Source organism: Rhizobium sp. CBN3 (genome assembly GCF_030518245.1).
Taxonomy (GTDB): domain Bacteria; phylum Pseudomonadota; class Alphaproteobacteria; order Rhizobiales; family Rhizobiaceae; genus Rhizobium; species Rhizobium aethiopicum_A.
This window is the reverse complement of record NZ_JAULSE010000016.1, coordinates 88,863-105,932: the sequence shown is the minus strand read 5'-3', so window position 1 is coordinate 105,932 and position 17,070 is coordinate 88,863. Positions and strand designations below refer to the sequence as shown.

The following is a 17,070-nucleotide window of genomic DNA, read 5'->3' as shown; positions in this document are numbered from 1 at the left end:
GCGTTATCCGCCTAGGCTTTTGCGCTTGCTAGTTTGGGCGCTTGGATGTGAGGGCTTGCAGGACGGCGGCCGGGACGAAAGCGCTGACATCGCCGCCCATGGCGGCGATCTGGCGGACCAATGTGGCGGTAATGGGCCGCGACGCCGTGCCGGCCGGCAAAAAGATGGTCTGGATATCGGGTGCCATCGTTCGGTTCATACCGGCCATCTGCATTTCGTAGTCGAGATCCGTGCCATCGCGAAGACCGCGGATCAGAAGCGTGGCGCCATGGGCGCGGGCGGCATCGACGACCAGATTGTCGAAGGCGACGACCATGATTTCGCCGGTCTTGCCGGGCAAGGCTTCGGCCAGCGACAGGCGGATCAGCTCGGCTCTCTCTTCGAACGAAAAGAGCGGCGCCTTGCCAGGATGGATGCCGATCGCGACGATGACTTTTTCGGCGACGTTCAGCGCCTGGACCAGAACATCCACATGTCCGTTGGTGATCGGGTCGAAGGACCCAGGATAAAAAGCTGTCGTCATCTGGCCCGGCCATTCGTTTGACGCCTTTTGTCACGGATGCGGACTTGTCGCAAGTGATTTACCCGGCCGCGCCGCCCGGCTGAACAACGGATGAACGTGCCATTCAAGGCCGTTTCAGACGGCATCTGCTTAACTCGGATCATCAACCCAGCCGATGCCATTCCGGCAGCCGGCGCTCCCGAATGACTGAGACCCATGCTGATCGTGCTCGTTGCGTTTGCTGTCACTTCCTCCCTCGTCGCCGAGGTGGCCTATGGCTATTTCGCCGATCGCTACGAGGTGAACTGGGTGCGGCCAGAGCTTGCCGAACATGCGGCGATCGTGCGTGTCCAAGGCCGGCTGCGCGGAAATGAGGGCCGGCTGCAAGAAAAAACCGGACTGCGAATCTGAACGCCAGATGAACGAGACATTCAAGGAGGCTTCAGATCGCCGTTGCTAAACACCCCTCAACATCCGACGGAACCATTCTTAAACGGGTGCGTTCACTCAACCGACACAGAAATGCGTCAAAGCGCGGCAGGAAGGACTAATAATGCCCGGCAAGATTACGATGATTAACGTGCTCTGGATGGTCATGGTCACGGGCATGCTCACCGCAACTGTCGCTCTCTATGATCAGAAGGTCGATACCTCCAAGGTTTATGGCCCCTATGCTTCGGCTCGCACAGCCGTACTGGGCCAGTACTGAGGAGCGAGTACGCCACTCCCCAGGAAAGGAATGCCTATGTTCACGATCTTGACAGTGCTCACCGCCCTCATCAGCGTCATGTTCATCGTGTCTGTGGCCTCGACGATATCAGCGCTGCGGCGCGAAGGCGAAGAGGTGAAGGCGCTGAACGAAAAGCATAGCGCGTTCTGACATTCCTCTCTTCCCCTCCCATGAGCGGCACCGTTCGCCGCCTGGGCCTTTCAAAGCCGGATGCACCCAGCGTCCGGCTTTTTTCTTGGGCAGTGAGTGAGCCAACTGAGTGCTTCAGCCTGGAAGCAGGGCTCTAACAGAAAAGGGCGGCTCGAAGCCGCCCCGTTCATTCGATCATTCTTCGGCAGCACCGCCCGGATCGCCATCGGCGACAGGTGTCTCATCGGCGCCAGCGGCGCCTTCGACAGCCTCTTCCGTCTCATCCTCTTCCGGCTCGCTGATGCGCTCGACCGAGACGACCTTCTCGTCCTTGGCCGTCGAGAAGATGGTGACGCCCTTGGTGGCGCGGCTGGCGATGCGGATGCCGCCGACCGGCACACGGATGAGCTGGCCGCCATCGGAGACAAGCATGATCTGATCGCCATCATCAACCGGGAAGGCCGCAACCAGTTCGCCGATCTCGCCCGTCTTCGACGTGTCGGTGGCACGAATGCCCTTGCCGCCGCGGCCGGAGATACGGAAATCGTAGGAGGACGAACGCTTGCCGAAGCCCTTCTCGGAGACGGTGAGCACGAATTGCTCGCGCGCTTTCAGTTCTTCGTAGCGCTCGTCGGAAAGCTGCCCCTCTTCCGTGACCTCTTCGCCAACGAGAGCGATGTCCTCTTCATCCACGCCTATCGCCCGGCGTTCGGCGGCAGAGCGCTTGAGGTAGGCGGCCCGCTCCCATGGCTCGGCATCGACATGGCCGACGATCGTCATCGAGATGATGCGGTCGCCCTCGCCGAGATTAATGCCGCGCACCCCGATCGAGTTGCGACCGGCAAAGACGCGGACATCATCGACCGAGAAGCGGATGCACTGGCCGAGCGCCGTGGTCAGAAGAACGTCGTCCCGATCGGTGCAAGTCTCGACGGAGAGGATTTCATCGCCCTCCTCTTCCAGCTTCATGGCGATCTTGCCGTTGCGGTTGACCTGGACGAAGTCCGACAGCTTGTTGCGGCGAACCGTGCCGCGCGTCGTCGAGAACATGACGTCGAGGTTATCCCAGCTAGCCTCGTCCTCGGGCAAGGGCAGGATGGTGGTGATGCGCTCGCCGGATGCGAGCGGCAGCATGTTGATCAGCGCCTTGCCGCGCGAGGTCGGCGTGCCGATCGGCAGACGCCAGACCTTCTCCTTATAGACGATGCCGCGGGAGGAGAAGAACAGGACCGGCGTATGGGTATTGACCACGAATAGCCGGCTAACGAAATCCTCGTCGCGAGTCGTCATGCCGGAGCGGCCCTTGCCGCCGCGGCGCTGGGCGCGGTAGGTGGTCAGCGGCACGCGCTTGATATAGCCGAGGTGCGATACGGTGACGACCATGTCTTCGCGGGCGATGAGATCCTCGTCGTCCATTTCGAGGCCGCCATCGACGATCTCGGTGCGGCGCGGCGTGCCGAATTCGTCGCGAACGGCTGTTAGTTCGTCCTTGACGATGGTCTGGATGCGGACCCGCGAGGAAAGAATATCGAGATAATCCCGGATTTCCTCGCCTATCTTATTGAGTTCATCACCGATTTCGTCACGGCCGAGCGCGGTGAGGCGGGCGAGGCGCAGCTCGAGAATAGCGCGCGCCTGCTCTTCCGAGAGGTTGTAGGTCAGGTCGTCGTTGATGCGGTGGCGCGGATCGTCGATCAGACGGATCAGGCTTTCGACATCTTCGGCCGGCCAGCGGCGCGTCATCAGCTCTTCGCGGGCCGACTGCGGATCCGGCGCCTGACGGATGACGCGGATGACTTCGTCGATATTAGCGACGGCGATCGCGAGACCAACCAAGACGTGGGCGCGCTCACGCGCCTTGCGCAGCAGGAACTTCGTTCTTCGGCTAACGACTTCCTCGCGGAAGGAGACGAAGGCGCGCAGCATGTCGAGCAGGGTCAGCTGCTCCGGCTTGCCGCCGTTCAGCGCCACCATATTGCAGCCGAAGGAGGTCTGCAGCGGCGTGTAGCGGTAAAGCTGATTAAGGATGACCTCGGCATTGGCGTCACGCTTCAATTCGATGACGACGCGATAGCCCTGGCGGTCGGATTCGTCGCGCAGGTCCGAGATGCCTTCGATGCGCTTTTCGCGCACTAGCTCGGCCATCTTCTCGATCATCGTCGCCTTGTTCACCTGGTAGGGAATCTCGGTGATGATGATCTGCTCGCGGTCGCCGCGCATCGGCTCGATGGTGGCGACACCGCGCATGATGACGGAGCCGCGGCCGGTCTCGTAGGCAGAGCGGATGCCGGCACGACCGAGGATCTTGGCGCCTGTGGGAAAGTCAGGGCCGGGAATGATCTGCATCAGCTCCGGCAGCTCGATCGCCGGATCGTTGATCAGCGCGATGCAGCCGTCGATGACTTCGGAGAGGTTGTGCGGCGGAATGTTGGTCGCCATGCCGACGGCGATGCCGCCGGCGCCGTTGACGAGCAGGTTCGGGAACTTGGCGGGTACCACGACCGGCTCGGAGAGCGTGCCGTCATAGTTGTCGCGGAAGTCGACGGTTTCCTTGTCAAGATCGTCGAGCAGTGAATGAGCAGCCTTTTCCAGGCGGCACTCGGTGTATCGTTCGGCCGCCGGCGGATCGCCGTCAACCGAGCCGAAATTGCCCTGACCGTCGATCAGCGGCAGGCGCAGCGACCAGGGCTGCGCCATGCGGGCGAGCGCGTCATAAATCGCGGCATTGCCGTGCGGATGGTATTTACCCATCACGTCGCCGGTAACGCGGGCGCATTTGACGTATTTCTTGTTCCAGTCGATGCCGAGCTCGGACATGCCATAGAGGATGCGCCGGTGCACGGGCTTCAGGCCATCGCGCACGTCGGGCAGCGCGCGGCTGACGATGACGCTCATGGCGTAATCGAGATACGACCGCTGCATTTCCTCCATGATGGAGATGGGCTCGATGCCTGGCGGGAGCTTCCCGCCGCCGGGGGGTGTTTGCTCAGTCAAAACAGATCACGATCTCTTCTAGAATCACTCGAAGATTTATAGCGGAAAGCCTGTTCCCACGCCAATTTCTGAGCGCGTTTTGAACAGGCTTTTGCGGCGTAAAGACGGTAAAGCGCGCAAGTTTTCCGGCCGAACCGGGCAAATGCCGCCGCGGGATATTTGCCAAATCGGAACCGGCGCTTCACAATCATGAAAACCACGCATTCATATGATGTTCCGGAGAGACGATGGCAAGCGCCGACCAGTTGATCAACGCCTTCACCACGCTCATCGTCACCATCGACCCGCCGGGGCTCGCACCGCTCTTCCTGGGGCTGACGGTCGGCATGAGCCGCGCCGAGCGTCGGCAGGTGGCGCTGCGCGGCTCGACCATCGCCTTCATCATCCTCGCCGTCTTCGCCCTGTTCGGCGCAGGCGTGCTCGGCGTGCTCGGGATCTCGATCGGCGCCTTCCGCCTAGCCGGCGGGCTCCTGCTCTTCTGGATCGCCTTCGAGATGGTTTTCGAGAAGCGGCAGGATCGCAAGGAGAAGACGACCGAGGTGGCGATCACCAAGGATCATATCGAGAATATCGCCGTCTTTCCCCTCGCCCTGCCGCTGATCGCCGGTCCCGGCGCGATCTCGGCCACCATCCTGCTTTCCGGCACGCTGGCGACCTCGGTCGAAAAGGCCCAGCTGATCGGCGTCATCGCCGCCATTCTGCTGCTGACCTTCCTCATGCTGCTGATCGCCGAAACGCTCGACCGTTTCCTCGGCGTCACCGGCCGGGCGATCCTGACCCGCCTCCTCGGCGTCATCCTTGCAGCCCTTGCGGTGCAGTTCGTCGTCGACGGCGCGAAAGCGGCGCTCAATCTCATCAGCGCGACGCCGCGCTGAACGCCACAAGACCAAAGAAAAAGAGCATGACGCCATCAAAGGCATCATGCTCTCAACTCTTCTCCTGGCCAGAAAAATGATCGATCAGAACGGGATGTCGTCGTCGAGATCGCGCGAAAAGTTGCCGCCGCCACCGCCGCGGCTGGGCGACGAGGAGGGAGCCGGGGCGCCGTAGTCGTCGCCGTAATCATTGTTGCTGCTGCCGCCGCGGCCGCCGCCGAAGCCGGAGCTCGCGCCGCCGCCATCGCCGCGGCCGTCGAGCATGGTCAGCGTCGAGTTGAAGCCCTGCAGCACCACTTCCGTCGAGTAGCGGTCCTGGCCCTGCTGGTCCTGCCACTTGCGGGTCTGCAGCTGGCCTTCGATATAGAGCTTGGCGCCCTTCTTCACATATTGCTCGACCACCTTGCAGAGGCCTTCGTTGAAGACGACGACAGTGTGCCATTCGGTTTTTTCGCGCCGTTCGCCGGAATTGCGGTCACGCCAGGTCTCCGAGGTCGCGATACGGAGATTGGCGATCGGCCGGCCATCCTGAGTGCGGCGGATTTCGGGGTCTGCACCCACGTTTCCAACCAGAATTACCTTGTTCACGCTACCAGCCATGCTTTTCACCCTGCCTGCCGCCCTGCCCGGCGGCGTTAATCGATCAGCGCACCTTAAACCATAGAGACCGCAGATGCGCGCGAACGGTGTTTAATCCACAGTTTATCCCATCAGAAAGCCGCATGCATTCATCAGGAAATTTGTTCTTTATTTGTTCTAGTTTATCCGTATGATCCTGTCAACAGAATCGAAAACCTTGAGCCTTCCCGGATATTCAGCCTCGACTCGCCCGTTGGCATCACTAAATAAGGGCTGATATCCAGAAAACCAAAGCAGAGACGATGAGCGAACTGAAGACGATCTCCATCCGCGGCGCGCGCGAGCACAATCTGAAGAGCATCGATCTCGATCTGCCGCGCAACAAGCTGATCGTCATGACCGGTCTTTCGGGCTCGGGCAAGTCCTCGCTCGCCTTCGACACGATCTATGCCGAGGGCCAACGGCGCTATGTCGAAAGCCTGTCGGCCTATGCCCGGCAGTTCCTCGAAATGATGCAGAAGCCCGATGTCGACCAGATCGATGGGCTGTCGCCTGCCATTTCAATCGAGCAGAAGACCACGTCGCGAAACCCGCGCTCGACGGTCGGCACCGTCACCGAGATCTACGACTACATGCGCCTGCTCTTTGCCCGCGTCGGCGTACCCTATTCGCCGGCGACCGGCCTGCCGATCGAGAGCCAGACCGTCAGCCAGATGGTCGACCGCATTCTCGCTTTCGGCGAGGGTACACGTCTTTATATTCTTGCGCCGCTCGTGCGCGGCCGCAGGGGCGAATACAAGAAGGAACTGGCGGAGCTGATGAAGAAGGGCTTCCAGCGCGTCAAGGTCGACGGCCAGTTCTACGAGATCGCCGAGGCGCCTGTTCTCGACAAGAAATACAAGCACGACATCGACGTGGTGGTCGACCGTATCGTCGTGCGCCCGGATGTCTCGGCACGCCTGGCCGACAGCCTGGAAACCTGCCTGAAGCTCGCCGACGGCCTGGCGATAGCCGAATTCGCCGACAAGCCGCTGCCGCCGGAGGAGACCTCGGCCGGCGGTTCGGCCAACAAGTCGCTGAACGAGACGCATGAGCGCGTGCTGTTTTCGGAGAAATTCGCCTGCCCGGTCTCGGGCTTCACCATCCCAGAAATCGAACCCAGGCTCTTCTCCTTCAACAACCCTTTCGGCGCCTGCCCGACCTGCGACGGTCTCGGCGCGCAGCAGAAGATCGACCCGGACCTGATCGTGCCCGAACCGGAGCGGACCTTGCGCGACGGGGCGATCGCCCCCTGGGCCAAGTCGACCTCGCCCTATTACAACCAGACGCTGGAAGCGCTCGGCAAACATTACGGCTTCAAGCTCGGCACTCGCTGGAACGACCTGTCCGACGAGGCCAAGGACGTGATCCTGAACGGCACCGACGACAAAATCGAGTTCCACTACGCCGACGGCGCCCGTTCCTATACGACACACAAGAATTTCGAGGGCATCATCACCAATCTCGAGCGCCGCTGGAAGGAGACCGATTCGGCCTGGGCGCGCGAGGATATCGAGCGCTTCATGTCGGCCGCCCCCTGCCCGGCCTGCAACGGCTATCGCCTGAAGCCGGAAGCGCTGGCGGTGAAGATCAACAAGCTGCATATCGGCGAAGTGACCGAGATGTCGATCCGCATCGGGCGCGACTGGTTCGAGACGCTGCCGGCGACATTCAATGCCAAGCAGAACGAGATTGCCGTCCGGATCCTCAAAGAAATCCGCGACCGCCTGCGCTTTTTGAACGATGTCGGCCTGGAATATCTGAGCCTGTCGCGCAATTCCGGCACCTTGTCGGGGGGCGAGAGCCAGCGCATCCGGCTCGCCTCGCAGATCGGTTCGGGGCTGACCGGTGTGTTATACGTGCTCGACGAGCCGTCGATCGGCCTGCATCAGCGCGACAACGCCCGGCTGCTGGATACGTTGAAGCACCTGCGCGATATCGGCAACACCGTCATCGTCGTCGAACATGACGAGGATGCGATCCTGACGGCCGACGACGTGGTGGATATCGGTCCGGCCGCCGGCATCCATGGCGGTGAGGTTATCGCCCATGGCACGCCGCAGGACATCATGGACAACCCGAAGTCGCTGACCGGCAAATATCTCTCCGGCGAACTCGGCGTTCCCGTTCCCGAGGAGCGCCGCAAGCCGAAGAAGGGCCGCGAAATCAAGGTGATCGGCGCGCGCGGCAACAATCTGAAGAACGTCACCGCATCGATCCCGCTCGGCGTCTTCACGGCAGTGACCGGTGTGTCCGGCGGCGGCAAGTCCACCTTCCTGATCGAGACGCTCTATAAATCGGCAGCACGCCGCGTCATGGGCGCGCGCGAAATTCCGGCCGACCACGACCGCATCGACGGCTTCGAGCATATCGACAAGGTGATCGATATCGACCAGTCGCCGATCGGCCGCACGCCGCGCTCGAATCCGGCGACCTATACCGGCGCATTCACGCCGATCCGCGATTGGTTCGCCGGCCTGCCGGAAGCCAAGGCGCGCGGTTACCAGCCCGGCCGCTTCTCCTTCAACGTCAAGGGCGGGCGCTGCGAGGCCTGCCAGGGCGACGGCGTCATCAAGATCGAGATGCACTTCCTGCCCGATGTCTACGTCACCTGCGACGTCTGCCACGGCAAGCGCTATAACCGCGAGACGCTCGACGTGACCTTCAAGCAGAAGTCGATCGCCGACGTGCTCGACATGACGGTGGAGGAAGGCGTCGATTTCTTTGCGGCGGTACCCGCCGTGCGCGACAAGCTGCAATCGCTGAAGGATGTCGGCCTCGGTTATATCAAGGTCGGCCAGCAGGCCAATACGCTCTCGGGCGGCGAAGCGCAGCGCGTCAAGCTCGCCAAGGAACTGTCGAAACGTTCGACCGGACGCACGCTCTATATTCTCGATGAGCCGACGACCGGTCTGCACTTCCACGATGTCGCAAAGCTCTTGGAAATGCTGCACGAGCTCGTCAACCAGGGCAATTCCGTCGTGGTGATCGAGCACAATCTCGAAGTCATCAAGACAGCAGACTGGGTGCTCGATTTCGGCCCCGAAGGCGGCGATGGCGGCGGCGAGATCGTCGCGACCGGCACACCGGAAGCGATCGTCAGGGAAAAGCGCTCCTATACCGGCCAGTTTCTGAAGGAGTTGCTGGAGCGGCGGCCGGCGAAGAAGGCGGTCGCGGCGGAATGACGATGAGGTTGGCGTCGCCCGACGATCTCCAAGCGGAATATCGCGCTTTATAGTGTCTTCGGGTTCCGGAAAACGGGTCGCCGGCCGAACCCTTGTCGGCCAGGATGGACGCTCATCGCTATGACGAAAGAGATTCATGCGGCCTGACTGCCGCGAACTGGGAGGACGACATGACGAAATCCGGCACTATCCGCACCGGCATCGGCGGCTGGACCTTCGAGCCTTGGCGCGGGCATTTCTTTCCCGCCGACCTGAAACAGAAGGACGAGCTGCATTATGCCAGCCGTCAGCTGAAGGTCATCGAGGTCAACGGCACCTATTACAGCACACAGAAACCAGCGGTCTTTGCCAAATGGGCGGCCGACGTGCCAGAGGGTTTCATCTTTTCGCTGAAGGCCACTCGCTTCGTCACCAATCGGCGGGTGCTCGCGGAAGCCGGTGAATCGATGGAGCGGTTCCTCACATCCGGAATCAGCGAGCTCGGCGATCATCTCGGGCCGCTGCTCTGGCAGTTCGCGCCGACGAAGAAGTTCGATCCGGAAGATTTCGAGGCCTTCCTGAAGCTGCTGCCGGCAAAACAGGATGGGCTGGCGCTCCGTCACGTGGTCGAGGTGCGGCATGATTCCTTCAAGGTGCCAGAATTCGTTGCTCTGCTTGCTAGATATGGCGTGGCGCCGGTTTGTGCCGAACATTTCGAATATCCGATGATCGCCGATGTGACGGCCGATTTCGTCTATGCCCGACTGCAGAAGGGATCGGATGATATCCCGACCTGCTATCCCGACAAGGATCTGAAGGCCTGGGCAAAGCGGCTCGAGACCTGGGCCGAGGGCAAGGTCCCCGACGATCTGCCGCTGATCGACGGGGAGCGCCAGGTGAAGGCCGAGCCGCGCGACGTCTTCGCCTTCATGATCCACGAGGGCAAGGTCAATGCGCCCCACGGGGCTATCGCCCTGCAGCAGTTGCTGGCGAAATAGGCGGTTGAAACTTAGCCCGGGCTAAAGCGGCAACACCTCGGCCGCGAGATCTTCCGCCGTCAACCCCTTGCCGGCGCGCTGGCCAGCCTCTCCGTGCAGCCACACGCCGGCCGCCGCAGCCTCGAAAGTCGGCAGGCCCTGGGCGAGCAATCCGCCGATGATGCCGGCAAGCACATCGCCGGAACCTGCGGTGGCAAGCCAGACAGGCGCATTGGTATTGATGAGCGCGCGCCCGTCCGGCGAGGCGATGACGGTATCGGCGCCCTTATAGACGATCGCGGCATTGGCGCGGCGGGCAGCGGCCACCGCCTTGTCCACCTTCCCCAGTGTTTCGTCGTCGCCGATATCCGGAAAGAGCCGCGAAAATTCGCCCTCGTGCGGCGTCAGCACCAGACGCGGCTCGCCGCGGAACAGGGCGAAAAGCTGTTGCGGATCGTCCTTGAAGGAAGAGATGCCGTCGGCATCGAGCACGAGCCGGCGATCGGCAAGCGCGGTGACGAAGCCGCGCGCCCTTGCCCCGATGCCGAAGCCGGGACCGAGGACGAAGGTCTGCAGCCGCTTGTCGGAGAGCCACTCTGCCAGATCCGCCTCGTCGTCGACTGCATGCAGCATGACGGCTGTGAGATGCGCGGCATTAGCGGCCATCGCTGCACCGCGTGCGGCGATCGTTACCAGGCCGGCGCCGGCCTTGAGACCGGAGACCGCCGACATACGGGCAGCCCCGGTCTTGTCGGCCTCGCCTGAAAAAACGACCAGATGACCGCGCTTGTATTTGTGGGTTTCCAGCTGTTCGGCCGGCAGCACGCCCTTCCAGGCGTCAGGCGTGTTCTCGGCGATGGCGCCGCCCGCCTCAGCCCGGATGATCCGGGCGGGAATGCCGATGTCGAAGACCTCCAACTCGCCGCAAAGCTGCCTGCCCGGCATCAGAAGATGGCCGGGCTTACGGGTCATGAAAGTGATGGTGTTGCGAGCCTGGAAGGCAGCACCCAGCACCTTGCCGGTGCGGCCATCGACGCCGGAGGGCAGATCAATGGCGAGCACTGCGGTACCGGCCTCGGCGACGCGCTTGGTCAAGGCAGCCACATCGGCCGGCACCGCGCGCCCGAGCCCCGCTCCGAACAGACCGTCGATAACGACGTCGCCGGCTTCCGGCCGGTAGAGGCCGAGCTCCTGCCCCTGCAATGTGCAACCGGCTCGAGCGCGGGCGGCATCACCTTTCAGCTTTGCGGGATCGCCGAGATGAAAAATCGCCACGGTCGCTCCGCTCTCCCGCAGATGCCTTGCCACGACATAGGCGTCGCCTCCGTTGTTGCCGGGGCCGCAGAGCACGACGAAACGCAGCGCCGCAGGATGAAGCCTGAGCGCGGCAGCCGCGGCGGCGGCCCCTGCCCTTTCCATCAGGCCGAAGGAATCGATTCCGGAGGCAGCCGCGGCCGCATCGATGGCGCTCATTTCGGCAGGTGTCACCAGAAGCTCGGAGAGATGTTTGCTCATCAGCCTATTCAATTCAAAAAACGCACAAAAAACAACCGTCTGGAGAGACATGCGAGAGATCTAAATTTGTGCATTTGCTTATATTTTAATCGACTCGCAACTTGGTTTTGCAATCGAGGGAAAACCTGGCTTTTCCGGTTTTCGGCCGATTTTTCTCCGATAGCCGACGTTTTTCCACCCCTCTCGTCACCAAATCGACATTAAATTCCCTGCAGACGCGCTGGTTTCGACAAAATCGACGTCTTTTTTCAATAAGACGGATTTCAAACTGGCATGATATCTGCATCATATCCGCGAGCGGGAACATCCCTGCCATAACAGGAGAAGCGGAGAGACATTTTCTCATGAAAAAGATCGAAGCGATCATTAAGCCCTTCAAGCTGGACGAAGTGAAGGAAGCCCTTCAGGAAGTCGGCCTGCAGGGTATTACAGTCACGGAAGCCAAGGGCTTCGGTCGTCAGAAGGGGCACACGGAACTTTACCGCGGAGCCGAATACGTCGTCGACTTCCTGCCGAAGGTGAAAGTCGAGGTGGTGCTGGCCGACGAGAACGCCGAGGCGGTCATCGACGCGATCCGCAAGGCGGCTCAGACCGGCCGCATCGGCGACGGGAAGATCTTCGTCTCCAACGTCGAAGAGGTTATCCGCATCCGTACCGGCGAGACCGGCATCGATGCCATCTGACCACTTTGCCAAGCGCGCAAAGTCCGATAGCGTCATCGCGCCCACCTATTGTTATCGCAAATTGGAGGAAGGTATTTAATGGCGACCGCAAGCGAAATTCTGAAGCAGATCCAGGAGAACGACGTCAAGTTCGTCGATCTGCGTTTCACCGACCCGAAGGGCAAGCTGCAGCATGTCACGATGGACGTCGTGTGCGTCGACGAAGACATGTTCGCTGACGGCGTGATGTTCGATGGCTCCTCGATCGGCGGCTGGAAGGCCATCAACGAGTCCGACATGGTGCTGATGCCCGATACCGAGACGGTGCATATGGACCCGTTCTTCGCTCAGTCGACCATGGTCATCATGTGCGATATCCTCGATCCGGTTTCCGGCGAGGCCTATAACCGCGATCCGCGCGGCACCGCCAAGAAGGCCGAGGCCTATCTCAAGGCATCGGGCATCGGCGACACGGTCTTTGTCGGCCCGGAAGCCGAATTCTTCGTCTTCGACGACGTCAAGTACAAGGCCGATCCCTACAATACCGGTTTCAAGCTCGATTCGACCGAACTGCCGTCGAACGACGACACCGATTACGAGACCGGTAATCTCGGTCACCGCCCGCGCGTCAAGGGCGGCTATTTCCCGGTTCCGCCTGTTGATAGCGCCCAGGACATGCGCTCGGAAATGCTGACGGTGCTCTCCGAGATGGGCGTCGTTGTCGAAAAGCATCACCATGAAGTCGCCGCCGCCCAGCACGAACTCGGCATCAAGTTCGACACGCTGGTGCGCAACGCCGACAAGATGCAGATCTACAAATATGTCGTGCACCAGGTGGCCAACGCCTACGGCAAGACCGCGACCTTCATGCCGAAGCCGATCTTCGGCGACAACGGTTCGGGCATGCACGTGCACCAGTCGATCTGGAAGGGCGGCAAGCCGACCTTTGCCGGCGACGAATATGCCGGCCTCTCCGAGACCTGCCTGTTCTACATCGGCGGCATCATCAAGCACGCCAAGGCGATCAATGCCTTCACCAATCCGTCGACGAACTCCTACAAGCGTCTCGTGCCGGGTTATGAAGCGCCCGTTCTGCTCGCCTATTCGGCCCGCAACCGCTCTGCCTCCTGCCGCATTCCGTTCGGCTCCAACCCGAAGGCCAAGCGCGTCGAAGTCCGCTTCCCGGATCCGACCGCCAACCCCTATCTCGCCTTCGCCGCCATGCTGATGGCAGGCCTCGACGGCATCAAGAACAAGATCCATCCCGGCAAGGCCATGGACAAGGATCTCTACGACCTGCCGCCGAAGGAACTGAAGAAGATCCCGACCGTCTGCGGCAGCCTGCGCGAAGCGCTCGAAAGCCTCGACAAGGACCGCAAGTTCCTGACCGCAGGCGGCGTCTTCGACGACGACCAGATCGATGCCTTCATCGAGCTGAAAATGGCAGAGGTGATGCGTTTCGAAATGACGCCGCATCCTGTCGAATACGACATGTATTATTCGGCCTGATCGGCCGTAACACGGAAAGTCCCGGTTCGCCGGGACTTTCACCTCCCTGGTCATGAACGGCAGAAGGAGGATATGACGTTCATGTGACGCGCTGGTGCAAAAATCTTGATTTGCACGGCACCAATCACCAAATTTGGTGATGAAAGGAAGTCGTACCATGAAAGAAAGACTAGCAAAGTTCAGTATCGGCGAAGTGGTCCGGCACAAGGATTTTCCGTTTCGCGGCGTCATCTTCGACGTTGATCCGGAATTTGCAAATACCGAGGAATGGTGGAATTCGATTCCCGCCGAGGTGCGCCCGAGCAAGGACCAGCCCTTCTACCACCTGCTCGCCGAAAACGACGAAAGCGAATATGTCGCTTATGTCTCCGAGCAGAACCTGGTGAATGACGAAAGCGGCACCCCGCTTCGCAACCCGCAGATCTACCAGATTTTCGATCAAGCGCCGTCCGGCCAGCTCAAACCCAAGATGAGCCTCGCCCACTAAGATCGGATCACCGATCACATAAACAAGGCCTCGCATCTCCCGGCGAGGCCTTTTTCTTTGGCGAGAAACAAAAAACCCGGCTCGAAGCCGGGTTTCTATTCAGTATGGCGGCAGGATCACTGCGCCTTGGCAGCCTTCTGGGCGTCTTCCAGCTTCTTGCGGGCTTCTTCAGCCTTCTTCTGCATGCCTTCCTGCAGGCTGCGCTGGCTTTCGGCGAGCTTGGATTCGGAAACCGGTTCGCCATCATAGGCGCCGGTGAAGCCTTCGAGCGAAATCTTGATCGGGTTCGGTGCGCGGCGGAAGTTGATCGAAGTGAAGATCACGTCGCTGCCCTTTTTGAGGCTGGCGATCATCGCGTCCGTCAGCGGAATTTCGGCGGTGCACTTGTCCGGCAGGCAGACGGCGTAGTCGAGCTTTTGGCCCTTACCGCCGTCGATTTGCATGCTGATGCCCGGAGGAATGAGGCGGGCCGTGGGAACGGAGACCTGCAGGAGCTTGCGGTTGATCTTGCCGGTGACCGAAATCAGGCCGACAGCCGTGACGAGCTGGCCGCCATTGGCGAGAATCAGGTTCTGGACAACACAGATGTCGTTGTCTTCCTGCTTGCTGCAGGTCTTGTACCAGCCAAGCTTCGGCGCACCGGCAGCCTGTGCCGGAGCATCGGCCGGAGCCTGTGCCGCCGCGTCCTGCGCGAAGGAGGAGACCGGAGCCGAAGCGGCGCCGAACATCACTGCCAGAACGGACAGTGCTGCCCGCATTTTCTTTTCAGACTTGAACATCATAACGAATTCCGTCTCCTGATATCCGTTCGGAGCAGCGACGTGCCGCCCCAACCATCGGGTCGTTCGGCACTCCACCTCATGGAAAAATAAGGCAAATGCATGACCCCGAAACTTCGGGTTCACCTGTTACATCGCAGCGTTCAAGATATCCAGCTTTTCTTTGGCAATTCGAGGCGCAATTTCGTCGCGATGCCGAAGAAATCGCCGCTCCGTGTTGGAATCGAGCGACCCCATGCTAATCTCCGCGGTGAATCATGCCCGTTTTCGTGGTCTTAAGGATTGCAGAATGCTCCGGATCGTCGTCCCTCTCGTCCTCTCGCTGCTGTGCGGCGCTGTTGCCGCCGAGCCGCTGCACGGCATCGCGATGCATGGCGAGCCGGCCTTGCCGCCGGACTACAAACACTTCCCTTACGTCAATCCCGACGTGAAGAAGGGCGGCAAGATCACCTATGGCGTCGTCGGCACCTTCGACAACCTCAACCCGTTCATCCTGAAAAGCATGCGTACGACGGCGCGTGGAATGTGGGACCCCGAATATGGCAATCTCGTCTACGATTCGCTGATGCAGCGCTCCCGGGACGAGCCATTCACGCTTTACGGCCTGCTGGCCGAAACGGTGGAATGGGACGACAACAGGAGCTTCATCCAGTTCAACCTCAATCCAAAGGCGAAATGGTCCGACGGGCAGCCGGTGACGCCCGAAGACGTGATGTTCACCTTCGATCTGCTGCGTGACAAGGGGCTCCCGCGCTTTTCTAATCCTCTGAAACTCGTCGCCAAGATGGAGAAGGTGGGCGAGCGGAGCGTGCGCTTGACCTTCACCGACAAAGCTAATCGCGAAACGCCTTTGATTTTGGGCCTTTTCCCGGTGCTGCCGAAACATGCGGTCGACCCCGAAACCTTCGACCGGACTTCGTTGACACCTTTGGTCGGCTCCGGCCCCTATAAGGTGAAGACGGTGAAGCCGGGCGAGAGCATCACCTTTGAGCGCGATCCGAATTATTGGGGCAAGGATATTCCCGCCAAGGTCGGCACTGACAATTACGATGAGATCATCGTCCAGTACTTCCTACAGGACACGACGTTGTTCGAGTCCTTCAAGAAGGGCGATATCGATATCTATCCGGACGGTAATCCCGGCCATTGGGCCAGTGCCTATGATTTCCCTGCCGCCACTTCTGGGGCCGTTATCAAGGACGTGTTCACGCCGAAACTGCCGAGCGGCATGCTCGGCTTCGTATTCAACACGCGGCGGCCGATCTTTGCGGATTCGAGGGTGCGCGAAGGCCTGTCGCTGGTGTTCGATTTCGAATGGGCGAATAAGAACCTCTATTCCGGCGCTTATATGCGCACGCAGAGCTTCTGGCAGAACTCCGAACTATCGAGCTTCGGCCTTCCCGCTGATGCGAAGGAACTTGCCCTGCTCGGGCCGATCAAAGACAAAATCGCGCCGGATATTCTCGATGGCACCTATAAGCTGCCGGTCACCGACGGCTCGGGCCGTGACCGCAATGTGCTGAAGCAGGCGGTCGGATTGTTGAAACAGGGCGGCTACACGATCCAGGGCGGCAAGATGCTTGACGTCTCCGGCCGCCAGCTTGCTTTTGAGATCATGACGCAAAATGCCGACCAGGAGAAGCTCGCGGTTGCCTATCAGCGTTCGCTGCAGGCGATCGGCATCGCCGTTTCGATCCGCACAGTCGACGATTCGCAATATCAGAGCCGGACGAGCAGCCGTGATTACGACATGATCATCAAGTCCTATGTGTCTACGCTGTCGCCTGGAATAGAGCAGGTCGGCCGTTGGTCTTCCGCTGAGCGCACAAAGGACGGTAACGACACATTTGCCGGCGCCAACGATCCCGATCTCGACACGCTGATCGATCATGTGCTGAGGGCGCGTTCGGCGGACGACTTCACTGCAGCGGTGCGCTCCTACGACCGGCTGCTGCTATCGGGCCACTACGTGCTGCCACTCTATCATATCGGCCAGCAATGGGTCGCACGCAGCAAGCGCATCGGCCGTCCCGATACGACGCCGCTTTACGGCTACCAGTTACCGGTCTGGTGGGACACAAGCGCGCAGTAAGAAGAGCCGAACCGCCCCGATCCGTAAAGAATAAGGA

At 60.7% G+C, this 17,070-nt stretch carries 14 protein-coding genes and 2 pseudogenes; 11 read left to right on the top strand and 5 right to left on the bottom strand.

The genetic code is table 11. The features are described from left to right. Nucleotides 1-28: 28 nt before the first annotated feature. A complete protein-coding gene (gene coaD, locus QWJ46_RS22445) occupies nt 29-523 on the bottom strand; it encodes a pantetheine-phosphate adenylyltransferase (RefSeq protein ID WP_302754015.1) in 495 nt (164 codons plus the stop codon). Nucleotides 524-613: 90 nt separating this feature from the next. On the opposite strand from coaD, the pseudogene QWJ46_RS22440 reads away from it, so the two are divergent. From QWJ46_RS22440 to QWJ46_RS22430, 3 genes and pseudogenes are all read left to right on the top strand, one after another. After that, nucleotides 614-913, top strand: a pseudogene (locus QWJ46_RS22440) (hypothetical protein). A 142-nt stretch (nt 914-1,055) separates the two neighbouring features. Continuing rightward, nucleotides 1,056-1,211 carry a hypothetical protein gene (locus QWJ46_RS22435; RefSeq protein ID WP_003539654.1) on the top strand — a complete coding sequence of 52 codons (156 nt, stop codon included), beginning with the start codon at nt 1,056-1,058 and terminating at the stop codon, nt 1,209-1,211. A 36-nt stretch (nt 1,212-1,247) separates the two neighbouring features. Continuing rightward, nucleotides 1,248-1,382 (top strand): hypothetical protein, encoded by a 135-nt coding sequence (locus QWJ46_RS22430; protein ID WP_010056528.1) that lies wholly within the window; start codon nt 1,248-1,250, stop codon nt 1,380-1,382. Between the two features lie 174 nt (nt 1,383-1,556). Here the strand turns inward: QWJ46_RS22430 and gyrA are convergent, their stop codons facing one another. Beyond that, on the bottom strand, nt 1,557-4,355 hold the full coding sequence (gene gyrA / locus QWJ46_RS22425; protein ID WP_184456672.1) for a DNA gyrase subunit A: 2,799 nt from the start codon (nt 4,353-4,355) through the stop codon (nt 1,557-1,559). A 227-nt stretch (nt 4,356-4,582) separates the two neighbouring features. Here gyrA and QWJ46_RS22420 point away from each other — a divergent pair, with 227 nt between their 5' ends. Continuing rightward, on the top strand, nt 4,583-5,230 hold the full coding sequence (locus QWJ46_RS22420) for a MarC family protein (protein ID WP_184456674.1): 648 nt from the start codon (nt 4,583-4,585) through the stop codon (nt 5,228-5,230). Between the two features lie 84 nt (nt 5,231-5,314). Here QWJ46_RS22420 and QWJ46_RS22415 read toward each other — a convergent pair whose 3' ends face one another. After that, nucleotides 5,315-5,830 carry a single-stranded DNA-binding protein gene (locus tag QWJ46_RS22415; RefSeq protein WP_184456676.1) on the bottom strand — a complete coding sequence of 172 codons (516 nt, stop codon included), beginning with the start codon at nt 5,828-5,830 and terminating at the stop codon, nt 5,315-5,317. A gap of 281 nt (nt 5,831-6,111) precedes the next feature. Between QWJ46_RS22415 and uvrA the strand changes: the two genes are divergently transcribed. The 3 genes and pseudogenes from uvrA to QWJ46_RS22400 all read left to right on the top strand — a co-directional run bounded on the left by uvrA (nt 6,112) and on the right by QWJ46_RS22400 (nt 10,010). Beyond that, nucleotides 6,112-9,033 (top strand): excinuclease ABC subunit UvrA, encoded by a 2,922-nt coding sequence (gene uvrA, locus QWJ46_RS22410; RefSeq protein WP_302754014.1) that lies wholly within the window; start codon nt 6,112-6,114, stop codon nt 9,031-9,033. A 30-nt stretch (nt 9,034-9,063) separates the two neighbouring features. Next, nucleotides 9,064-9,180 (top strand): annotated as a pseudogene (locus tag QWJ46_RS22405) (GNAT family N-acetyltransferase); the annotation flags it as partial. A gap of 23 nt (nt 9,181-9,203) precedes the next feature. Continuing rightward, complete coding sequence (locus QWJ46_RS22400) at nt 9,204-10,010, top strand: DUF72 domain-containing protein (RefSeq protein ID WP_184456680.1); 807 nt, start codon at nt 9,204-9,206, stop codon at nt 10,008-10,010. A gap of 21 nt (nt 10,011-10,031) precedes the next feature. On the opposite strand, the gene QWJ46_RS22395 is transcribed toward QWJ46_RS22400, so the two are convergent. Then, complete coding sequence (locus tag QWJ46_RS22395; RefSeq protein WP_302754013.1) at nt 10,032-11,504, bottom strand: NAD(P)H-hydrate dehydratase; 1,473 nt, start codon at nt 11,502-11,504, stop codon at nt 10,032-10,034. A 344-nt stretch (nt 11,505-11,848) separates the two neighbouring features. Here QWJ46_RS22395 and QWJ46_RS22390 point away from each other — a divergent pair, with 344 nt between their 5' ends. The 3 genes from QWJ46_RS22390 to hspQ all read left to right on the top strand — a co-directional run bounded on the left by QWJ46_RS22390 (nt 11,849) and on the right by hspQ (nt 14,162). Next, the gene (locus QWJ46_RS22390) at nt 11,849-12,187 is read left to right on the top strand and encodes a P-II family nitrogen regulator (RefSeq protein ID WP_003539626.1); all 339 of its coding nucleotides are present in this window, start codon (nt 11,849-11,851) and stop codon (nt 12,185-12,187) included. Nucleotides 12,188-12,265: 78 nt separating this feature from the next. Beyond that, nucleotides 12,266-13,675 carry a type I glutamate--ammonia ligase gene (gene glnA, locus QWJ46_RS22385; RefSeq protein WP_302753971.1) on the top strand — a complete coding sequence of 470 codons (1,410 nt, stop codon included), beginning with the start codon at nt 12,266-12,268 and terminating at the stop codon, nt 13,673-13,675. A 157-nt stretch (nt 13,676-13,832) separates the two neighbouring features. Next, nucleotides 13,833-14,162, top strand: coding sequence for a heat shock protein HspQ (hspQ, locus tag QWJ46_RS22380; protein ID WP_302753969.1), 330 nt, complete (start codon nt 13,833-13,835; stop codon nt 14,160-14,162). Nucleotides 14,163-14,278: 116 nt separating this feature from the next. Here hspQ and QWJ46_RS22375 read toward each other — a convergent pair whose 3' ends face one another. Continuing rightward, nucleotides 14,279-14,944, bottom strand: a complete 666-nt coding sequence (locus QWJ46_RS22375; protein WP_064691599.1) for an invasion associated locus B family protein — start codon at nt 14,942-14,944, stop codon at nt 14,279-14,281. Between the two features lie 286 nt (nt 14,945-15,230). Here QWJ46_RS22375 and QWJ46_RS22370 point away from each other — a divergent pair, with 286 nt between their 5' ends. Then, entirely contained in the window at nt 15,231-17,033 is a 1,803-nt protein-coding gene (locus QWJ46_RS22370; RefSeq protein WP_302753966.1) for an extracellular solute-binding protein, read from the top strand. The last annotated feature ends 37 nt before the right edge of the window (nt 17,034-17,070 follow it).